This window comes from Streptomyces sp. NPDC093149, from assembly GCF_044754145.1.
Lineage (GTDB): Bacteria > Actinomycetota > Actinomycetes > Streptomycetales > Streptomycetaceae > Streptomyces.
This window is the reverse complement of record NZ_JBIVON010000075.1, coordinates 1-2051: the sequence shown is the minus strand read 5'-3', so window position 1 is coordinate 2051 and position 2051 is coordinate 1. Positions and strand designations below refer to the sequence as shown.

At 65.2% G+C, this 2051-nt stretch carries 3 protein-coding genes; 1 reads left to right on the top strand and 2 read right to left on the bottom strand.

Annotated elements, in window-relative coordinates:
• Positions 1-585: 585 nt before the first annotated feature.
• Complete coding sequence (locus tag ACIQCZ_RS42570) at positions 586-714, top strand: hypothetical protein (protein WP_402291593.1); 129 nt, start codon at positions 586-588, stop codon at positions 712-714.
• 54 nt (positions 715-768) lie between these two features.
• Here ACIQCZ_RS42570 and ACIQCZ_RS42565 read toward each other — a convergent pair whose 3' ends face one another.
• Both ACIQCZ_RS42565 and ACIQCZ_RS42560 read right to left on the bottom strand, forming a co-directional pair.
• Positions 769-1077: a hypothetical protein gene (locus ACIQCZ_RS42565; protein WP_402291592.1), complete on the bottom strand. Its 309-nt coding sequence runs from the start codon at positions 1075-1077 to the stop codon at positions 769-771.
• Between the two features lie 823 nt (positions 1078-1900).
• Positions 1901-2047 carry a hypothetical protein gene (locus tag ACIQCZ_RS42560; protein WP_402291595.1) on the bottom strand — a complete coding sequence of 49 codons (147 nt, stop codon included), beginning with the start codon at positions 2045-2047 and terminating at the stop codon, positions 1901-1903.
• Positions 2048-2051: the final 4 nt, after the last annotated feature.

Below are 2051 nucleotides of genomic sequence, written 5' to 3'. Positions count from 1 at the left end.
CGACCGCACCTCATCGACGGCTGCCGCATAGGCACCGGCCTGACCTTGACCAGCTGACACGATCAGGCCGACATCACACATTCAAGTTCAGTAGCCGGAGGGTGGGCCGGCGCGGCCGCTGTGCGCCCCGACCGAGTCTCGCGTGGCCGGAGGATATGCCGACCGGGAGCGGCCTCGGTCCGGTATTTCATCTGTTCCCAGGGAAGTTGATTGCCCGGCGCCACGTCATTGGCAAGATTTCCTTTTTTGATCGCGTGTGTGCCGCTCAAATCCTTACCGCTGGTTTCCTGAGGTGAGCTGACTCGTCGACGTTCGACGTGCCGTAATGAATGAGAAGCAATGAAGGAAAGCGGTAGCAATGCGATGCGATGTGAATGAATTACAGAACTTCAGCAGCCTGTACTCACTCCTACTGTTCGCTTCCCGGCCAAGCGCGCATCGCGCCAAACGAAAGAGGAACCATGGCTGCTGTCCCGCCGGCCAACGCCCGCCCTACGCCCCCCGAGCCGGGCCCCGTCGCTCAGCCGGTCGTGGGCGGCTGGGTGCCTGCGGCGTTGGCCGCGATGGGGGTCGTGGTCCCTGCTCGTGTGTGCGTTCGGTGCGTTCCTTGCCCATGCCTACCCGGCGCTGCGGGAGCCGCTTGCCGCAGCGGTGGGGCTCGCGACGGTGCTGGGGATGGTGACGACGCTGATCACCGCACTGTGCCGCCGGTGACCGCAGGTCCGACCACGAGCCTGACCACCGCAGACATCGCACGGGGTTAGTGCGTCAAGTCATGGGGGCGAGTCCGCTGTTGACGATGCGGGCCCAGAGGGTGTGGCGCCACTCGTTGGCGTCGGGGGCGGGCTCGGTGGTCAGGACCGGATTCGGGCCCGTCTCGATGAGGTGCAGAAGCGCCCAGGCGACGCCGTAGCAGTCGTCCGGGCCGAAGCAGGTGACCAGCGCCCGGGCCTCCTCGCCGGTGACGGGCTTGGCGATGGCTTCGAGCTGGTCGGATCGCCGGTCGATCTCCTCCTCGTCGGCGTCCCAGTCGGGAAGAGGGCCGTCGGCTACGAACGCCTGCACTTCTGGTCTCATCCGCGAATGATCGACCGCGGTGGCCGGCCGGGGCAAGGTGCTCTGCCGCGGCTCACGCGGCGACTGACTCTGCCTGCGTGGCGGCTGTGGGGAAGGCAGTGTGCTCGTCGAACCGTTCGGGGCGCTGGAGACAGTGGTGGAGCTGTCCGAGCAGGCGGTTGAAGAGACCCCCTGCCGCCCTGGGTGGGTACGGGCGGCAGGGGATGCCTCGGGGGTCGGCGGCCGGCCAGTCCCTTTCTCGCGTCGGCGGGGCCGTGCGCGCCCCTGCCTGTGCCTGGCCCGTTGGGCTGGCCAGCGGGTTCACTGGTGGCGGCGGGGGCGCCCACTTCTTTCTTGGCGCCCGCCAGTTGCGTCATCTTGATCGGTGGTTGAAGAGGGTGTGCGTGCTGATTCCATAAAAGAGCTGGGTTAGTTTTCGAAGCGCTATAGAATCCAGTTCCTGTTCAGTGCTCAGGGATGCCATTTCTGATGGTGGGTGAGTTCGGAGGATTGGGATTTTTGAGGGTTACCCGGAGTCTCGGGTGGTGGCTCAGCATCCCAGAATGATGATGTGTGCTGGTGTGTCAGTGATTTTTCGGCGTGGATGTGTCAGTGGTGTGGGGTGTTGATAGCGCTGGCTGAGATGGGGGCGGCTGGGTGTCTGCTGTTGCCAGTGGTTGCCGATGTTGCGCTGACGTTTTTGACGAATCGCCAGGTCATGTTGGTGCCGATCGGGATAGCGGGTGGATGGTTCGGGTTGTCCATCGCCGCGGCGGTTGACAAAGCCTCTACGATCCGGTTGATCACCGAACCGGGGAGGGCCCCTGGCGGTCAGTCCTGGCGGTCAGTCCTGGGGTCGGGTCAGGTAGGTGTCTATGACCCGCATCGCCTCTTCCGTTCCGCCCCTGCGGTAGAGCCAGTGGCCCACGACGTCCATTGTGAACAGGGACGCCTCGGGGAAGGAGCGCGCCATGCGTCGCGCACCCGGCAGGGGG

Excerpts from the sequence above, each read along its gene's own strand:
- ACIQCZ_RS42565 (WP_402291592.1), bottom strand. The coding sequence starts at position 1,077 with ATGAGACCAGAAGTGCAGGCGTTCGTAGCCGACGGCCCTCTTCCCGAC.